Consider the following 6,961-nt stretch of genomic DNA (forward strand, 5'->3'; position numbering starts at 1 on the left):
CACCGTCGCACCCGAAGTCACGAACCCCCGCCAGCTGACGGACCATCAGCCGAGCACACTCCAAAACAGAGCTCTGACCAGCAGCGATAGCGAACTGCGGCTGGAGTACTAGTCAGCTCTCCTCGGCGAAGGGTTCGTCCATCACGTAGGGGTGGACGAACCGGTGATCGTTGAACGGCGTGAACCAGCTCGTCAGTCCCATGGGCACGACGCCGAGGTAGTCGCCCACCGAGCTCTCGTCGATGCCGTCCTTCGCGTCGTCGTACAGCCACTCGTGATCCATGTCCTCACAGACCAACGTGGTGAAGCACTCCAGAGCCGACGCAACCCCGTCATCGAGGAGACCGAACGTCTCAAGGGCCACCTCAGCCCGGCCGAGAAGGAGCCTCAGTGCCAGCTCCTCTGCCACACAGCTCAGTTGCTCGAAGCTACCCTCCGTGAAGCGCGTGGTCAGGGCGATGGCCGTCACCAGGAAGCGCCGGGCGAAGCGAGCGTCGTACCGCAGTGCGTAGCGCGGAGGCAGTTCGTCGAGCAGCCACATCGGCCGGTCGCAGTCGGCGACGTTTGTCTCCTCCTCGGCCAGCGCATACACGTCCTGGAACAGCTCGTCCAAGAGGACATCCGTCGCCCACACCAACGCCCCGGCCGCCAGCTCCGCGTCATCAACCGAAAGCCGTGAGCCAGAGTCGGCGAGTTCATCGTCCTTCTCCTCCTCATCGGGAGCGCCGAACATCTCCGGTCCGAAGGCCCGCAGCCCAGCGGCCATCGAACGCATCCTGCGTTGTGCCATCTCTGTGTCGACGACTTCACCCGTCGCGTCGGCGGAAGCGTCGCGAGCGTTCGGCTCGGTCAGTCGGGCACGCCGCGAGGAGATGTCGTCCGGTGGGGCGTCCGGACCGTCGGCCGCTTCCAGGCTCTCCTTCGCGATATCAGGGTGGAGCTCGACCTCGCACCGCTCGACGGTCCAGTCGGCGAGCAGCTCCGAGCGCTCAAGCAGCTCCTCCACAAGCGCGCGGACCGCCTGCTCCGCGAACTCCAGCGCCGGCGCGTCCACGAATACCTTGAGCAACGCGCCGCCGGGATGGACACCCACCCACGTGTCGGCGATCTCCGCTTCCACTCCGTCCGGTCCATCGATCGACTCGACCGAGTCGAAGCCGTGCTCCAGGAGGGCGCCGGCACCGACCCGATGCAACTCGTCCAGCTCCGGAGCACCGTTCGGGAACTGCGTATCCACTGTCACTGCGTAGGTCACGCCGCCCAGCCTCGCAGGACGAGCCACTGCTTGCGGCAGCAACGTCGGCTTTCGCTCTTCGCTGCGGACACGGACCAAGCAGGCTCTCGGGCGCAGTGCGAGCCCCATTCGCGGACGCATTCCCCGCGCACCTCTGTCGTGCCAGATGGAGTGATCAACGAGGGGCGAGCAATCACCTGGGAAATCAGCCCGCGGCGCGGCGTCTTCACAGGTCAAACGCATACTGAACCCAGAAGCTCAGAGCACGGATTTTATTCTGGTCACCTGCTGCATAGCGCCGAGTTGATCCTCACAGGCTCTCCTCGGGCAAACCGCTTGGGACACCGAGCGCATGCCACCAACAGAAACCTCACACCAAAGCAGTGCGCACAGTAGTCGACCAGAGGCGCATTGTCAGTGGCCCCAAGTAGCGTCTCGTTACTCGGTCTGAGGAGTGCGAGGAGACGTGATGGCGGACGCGACCGTGCCCAGGGGTAGTCGGGCGAAGCAGGCCACGTATGTCTGGTTGATGAGCCTCACCGCGAACGAAGGGAGGTGTACGTACTGCGCCGTTCAGCCGTCGACGACCCTGGATCACGAACAGCCTGTGGCCAGCAATGGCGCTGACGTGTGGTGGAACTTCCTCCCTGCCTGCAAGCCCTGCAACGACTGGAAGCGCGGGCGAAGCCCACTGGAGTGGCTTATCGATCAGAAGCTCCATCGTGATCGACCTCGGGACGGGTTCGACACTCGCAAGATGTCTGTCCGCATGTTCTCCGGTTTCGAGTCACGTATTGAACGAGTTCGCCGCGAGATTGGCGATCCAAACCGTCGTGACTGGTTCCGTCACCACTTCGGGGCTGACCGGTACAAGAACAAGGACGAGCTCTGGGGGCACCTCGAACGCTGCAAAGAAACGCTGGCCAGCTACCCCCATCTCCCCTGGACGACCCCGTGCGTCGCCCCCTCCGAACTGGACGTCTGCAGCCGGCGCATCTGCTGCGGATGGAGGCACCCAGACGCACGTACCGTGCGCGACGTGATTATCGGCCCCGGCCAGTACGCCGAGTTCAGCAAAGCGGCGCTCGACTCCAACATGTCTGTCGGCGATCTCATGTCGACACTCGTCGTCCGCTACTTGCGTGACCGGCATGAAGGGGCGCTGGGCAGTCATGCGGATCCGCAATCTGCCACTACGATCCCAACCCAACGCAACTGAAGCGGCCGGCACAGGGGCAACGGACCTGTCCGTCGAACCTCTACGGACCCGGCACATCCCTGCGATGGATCCGTCGGGCTGGAGCTGCTGCCCTACGAGCGGCACGTCTCGTGGCGTCTGCCACTAAAAACCTGGAATCAGACTTTCGCATCACCGCAACCAGAGCGTTTGACCCAGTGGAGAAGACCTTTGAGGGGGCGCGTCGCACTCCGTCAGCTGTCGGCGACGGCGCTCCACATGCGGCTGAATCGTGGGTGTCGCCAGACACTCCTCGTGCAAGATGGAATTCTTGGCCAATGCGAACGGGGGGGGAAGCGGTGGAGAAGAGCCGCACAGACCGCAACAGGCACCAGCATGGAGCAGCGCCTCGGACCAACAACGAGGCCAGTGGCGGTACGTTTCACGGCCCGGTGATCATGGGTGGTCAGGTCCAGTTCGAGGTGCAACAGCAGGCGATTCGGAACGGAACCCGGCTGGGGGCCCATGATCAGATGTATTCCTACGGAGAGTGGATCGACCTAGCCTACGAGCCTGTACCCGACGCTGGCACTGGCGACTTTGCGGACGATCTACGCGCAGCGGGGTTCGCACATTGGTTTGCTGCGGACGGCTTCGCGGACAAGGCCGAAAGCCCATACTTTCACGACCGGTGCATTCCGCTGAATCTGGTTGTCTACGAACGCGACGTGCGCGTACCCCGGTTCGCCATCGAACTGACAGGGAACACATGCGGATCCATACTCACCACGTATGCCGCGTCTCTTCCTGACCTGATGGGGCTTTTGGCGATGTGGGCTCCGACGCTCAGGTTGCTGGCCGAGGTCGACGGGATGGCCAAGCAACGGCGAGAGTCAGCAGAGGCTGATGCCGTCCCCACCCCTCCGGGGCCGTCTGCCGACCTGGCCTTCCTCCTGTCGAAGAAAGGTCGCCAGCCCGGCACTTAGGTGCCCTGAAGCACTAGCGTCGCGCCCAATTGGGGCCGAGCTGACCGAACAACGGATTCCTCGGAAACACTCCGATACTCCACACGCCGGACTTACGGTAGGGCATCCCAATAGCGATCGAGGGAGTCACAGCATGGATCAGATTACTGCAGCGGCCCTCGCAGAATTGGCTGGCAGCCTCAGCGGCGAACCCGAACGTGCGGCATGGCAATGCCTCACCACGTTGGTACAACGCCCGCTCCATCATGGCTCGGCACAGATATCAGGATCGCCCCAGATCAGTTCTGGCGAGCTGGAAGTCGCTGCGTTGGAATGCGCTCCCTCTGACCCGTTCCGAGCCCAGGCCCTGGCAACGGCCCTGGAGATACGGGCCGCCCTTGATGACGACTTCCGAGCGCTACTCGAAGTGTGGAGGCAGCAGCTCCAGACCGCCTCAGACGGCGAGGTACGCAACCGCATCAGCGGAGGGACACAGAACGGCCCGGTGCTCCAGGGGCGGGACTTCTCCGGCCTCACATTCAACATAGAGGTTCACACCCCCGCAGCCCCTCCGAACGGGAAGTAGCTGGCAGACGCCTCGTGCCTGAAGACCGTGCCACAACATGCCAGCAGGAGCGGTAAACAGGGGTCCCCAAGGGCACGGCGGGGTACCCAGAACAGAGTTACAGAAGGCATTCTGGCAGGTAACGGGCCACAAGTGGACCGAAGCGCCGGTTGCTTCCCAAGTTCAGAGCGCGGGTTCGATGCCCGTAACGTGCTTTTCTGCACGCCGACTTGAGGGAGCGCGCCTCATCCGTCCGTCCCGCTAGCCTGTCGTCCATCGTCGGCCGGCAGGGTAGCTGGACGGGTACTGCCCGCCCGGGGCTGGGCGGGGTACGGCGGCCGGCATGGTGTCGAGGAGTCGGCGTAGGCGCAGGGTGTCCAGAGCGACGGCGATGGCCAGGACGGCGGGGCCGGTCAGCGGGGTGAGAGCCGCGTGGCAGTTGTCGGAGGCGTCGCCGAAGAGCTGAACGGTCGGCGGGGTGGTCTTGAAGGCCGGATCGACGACGAGGAGTTGGTCGGCGGCGCGGTGTCCGGCGAGGACGGCCGGGCCGTCCCAGCTCGGAGTTGCCGACCTCAGAAGCGCGTATGAGTCAGGGTTTCAGCAGCTTTCAGGGCATTATTCGCAGCCCCTGAAAGGATCTTCGCGTTATCCGGAAGATTCTCCAGGGATTCGGCGGCTTTCAGGGTCTTATCGGCAGCCCGCCAAAGGATCCTCGCGTTGTCACCGAGGTTCACGAGGGAGTCGGCGGCGTCGGCGAGGATGTCCGCCCCATCTTCGAGGTTTTTGAGGCTATCAGCCGCCTCAGCCAGCCTGTTGGCGCTGTCTTCCAAATTGGCGAAGGTTCGCGCTGACTTGTGCAGCATATTGATCCCGTCCTGGGAGATCCCGAAGCCGTGGACTCTTGGATCTGCCAGCTCCTTCATGACGGCCTTGAGTAGGGAGGCGAGCTCCGGGGCAGTCTTGGCGAACTCGTCCAGCGCAGGTCCGATGCGGTCGACAAGCTGGCTTTGTACAGCCGCGATCATCTCGCTGAGCTCGGCCTTGGTGAGCTCCCCCAGGCCCGCGAGGGCCTCCAGGCCATCGGCCTCGCGGGTGCGCTTCCAACCCAGGAGTACCTCCACGGGGTACTTATCGCTGTCAGGGCCGTCGACTTCCTCGTGGTGGGGATTACACAGCAGAACGAGGTTGTCAAAGCTGTTGCGCTCCCTCGCCGACCTTGTCGGGTCGAATCGCTTGCCACCTTCTTCGAATGCCCGGATGTGGGCGATCTCAAGGTCGAGCCTGGGATTTCCGTTGATCAGACGGATGGTGGGGACCTTGCAATCGGGCCAGTAGCACCCGCCGCGGGCTAGGGTCATGAGTGCGGCGATGGTGGCGTTGCTGTAGTAGCGGCGCGGCTTCTTGTCCATGGGGCGCTCCCTCTGACGCATGGTGGTGGGGACCGTATCGGTGGGCACTGACAACGCCCGGCGTCTGCGCCGCTCGGTGGTTGTCTTCAAGCCATGCGCGTTGCGGAGACTGCTGGCGCTATGGTGCTGGAGGGCGCCCCAGACATGGGGGTCTGGGAGCTGTTCCGAATCCGTCCCCTGATCAAAAGCGGGCAGAAACAGCAGTGCAGCCTTCCGACCTCGGCCGTCTCGCCGCATTCTCGACCTCGACGCCACCGCCACTACGACAAGCAGCTGCGACACCGGCGATAGGCGACGAGCTGCGTGTTCCCCTCCGTGGCCTGCACCGGGCGCGTTTCGTCTATGTCCTCCCACATGCCCGCTGGCGGCTGCGGAATCCACCCCCAATCGGCGTCTCGGTGACTCTGCTCCGGGTGGTGGTTGCACTCATCCGGGAGGTGGGCCACGCCATGTGGAGAGATCAGAATGCGCTCAGGACGTACCACGGGCTTCCGCACCGCTTGCACAGGAACTGCGATGCCATATGCACGCGGAGCAGATCCATCTGAAGGACAGTCGCAACCTTGCCCGATGAACAAGTCACAACGGTCACATCTCTTGGCGGCCATAACAGCCATGATTGCAGGCGCCTCTGACAACCTGTTGCCGCACCAATCCCTCCGCCGGTTACCGGACTTGGGTGCTTCGCTTCAAAACACGATCACAGCTGCGATCGGCGACAACGCGCCAAGGGTGGCGAAGAGGCGGAGGTGTCCGCCCGGTGGCACGGCAAGAGCCGCCCCGCCGAAGGCGCGAGGGCGCGGCGATAGTGGCTGGCGCAGCTGAGGGGGCCGGACAGGCGGTCGTAGTGGGCTGCCCTCCCAGCGATCCGTGACGGCGGTGGCCTGGAGGAGGGGATCTGCGCGGACGGCTCCGTCAAGGACGGCCAGGAGGAGGAAGATGCGGCTGCTGGCTACCGGGGTGTGGTCGCCCGCGTTGCTGGTTCGAGGACGCTGGCAGCCAGGGGCTCAGCGTGAGGGCACATACCGGAGGGGAATCGGACATCTACATCACCATGGTCTGTCGATGCCTGCCCGATCTTCCCCAGCGAGCGGTATTTGGACTGGAAGCTGGAGATCCCGGCCTGCCAGGGCGTCGAGTCGGTCCGCCAGGACCCCTGTCCCTACAGCGGCTTCCTGGTCAGCCGTCCGCCACGCGTGAGCGATGCGTGAGCGGACGGCGTGACAAAGACCGGTTGGGCGCTGGACCTGGCGTCAGCCATATGCCCAGCGATCAGGGAAAACGGGATACTCACCGACTATGCGGGACCATCCGTCACGGCCCCGCCAGGACTCCTAAAGCGGGTGTCGCAGGTTCGAATCCTGCCGGGGGCACAGAGAATCACCAGGTCAGAGGCCCTGTCGTCCGAGTGGGCGACAGGGCCTCGATCTTGCAGCACATATATGGCACACATGGGGTGCGCGCAGAGCATCCACCGCACCACGCCGGATACGCCCACACCGCAACCCACCTCCCCCCGTTATGTTTTTCGCGGTCCTGCAAGAGGGCCGCTGGCCTCCGGGCCTGGCATGACTTTTGCCCCCTGTCGAACGGATGACCTGGGGGGTGGTG

The 6,961-nt window shown here is 64.1% G+C and carries 4 protein-coding genes and 1 pseudogene; 3 read left to right on the forward strand and 2 right to left on the reverse strand.

Translation table 11 applies throughout. The features are described from left to right. Window positions 1-112 precede the first annotated feature (112 nt). Entirely contained in the window at window positions 113-1,255 is a 1,143-nt protein-coding gene (locus IH09_RS35780) for a hypothetical protein (RefSeq protein ID WP_052861927.1), read from the reverse strand. A gap of 448 nt (window positions 1,256-1,703) precedes the next feature. On the opposite strand from IH09_RS35780, the gene IH09_RS35785 reads away from it, so the two are divergent. Together IH09_RS35785 and IH09_RS35790 are read left to right on the forward strand one after the other, a co-directional pair. Continuing rightward, window positions 1,704-2,453 (forward strand): HNH endonuclease, encoded by a 750-nt coding sequence (locus IH09_RS35785; protein ID WP_052861928.1) that lies wholly within the window; start codon window positions 1,704-1,706, stop codon window positions 2,451-2,453. Between the two features lie 317 nt (window positions 2,454-2,770). Then, a complete protein-coding gene (locus IH09_RS35790) occupies window positions 2,771-3,397 on the forward strand; it encodes a hypothetical protein (protein ID WP_190233512.1) in 627 nt (208 codons plus the stop codon). Window positions 3,398-4,513: 1,116 nt separating this feature from the next. Here the strand turns inward: IH09_RS35790 and IH09_RS35795 are convergent. Continuing rightward, window positions 4,514-5,350 carry an HNH endonuclease signature motif containing protein gene (locus IH09_RS35795; protein ID WP_110952816.1) on the reverse strand — a complete coding sequence of 279 codons (837 nt, stop codon included), beginning with the start codon at window positions 5,348-5,350 and terminating at the stop codon, window positions 4,514-4,516. 1,033 nt (window positions 5,351-6,383) lie between these two features. Between IH09_RS35795 and IH09_RS40480 the strand changes: the two are divergent. Then, window positions 6,384-6,498, forward strand: a pseudogene (locus IH09_RS40480) (phosphotyrosine protein phosphatase); the annotation flags it as partial. Window positions 6,499-6,961: the final 463 nt, after the last annotated feature.

Origin of the sequence: Streptomyces celluloflavus, assembly GCA_000720995.1 — a bacterium.
In the GTDB taxonomy this organism is placed as follows: domain Bacteria; phylum Actinomycetota; class Actinomycetes; order Streptomycetales; family Streptomycetaceae; genus Streptomyces; species Streptomyces celluloflavus.

Excerpts from the sequence above, each read along its gene's own strand:
- IH09_RS35795 (WP_110952816.1), bottom strand. The coding sequence starts at position 5,350 with ATGGACAAGAAGCCGCGCCGCTACTACAGCAACGCCACCATCGCCGCA.
- IH09_RS35785 (WP_052861928.1), top strand. The coding sequence starts at position 1,704 with ATGGCGGACGCGACCGTGCCCAGGGGTAGTCGGGCGAAGCAGGCCACG.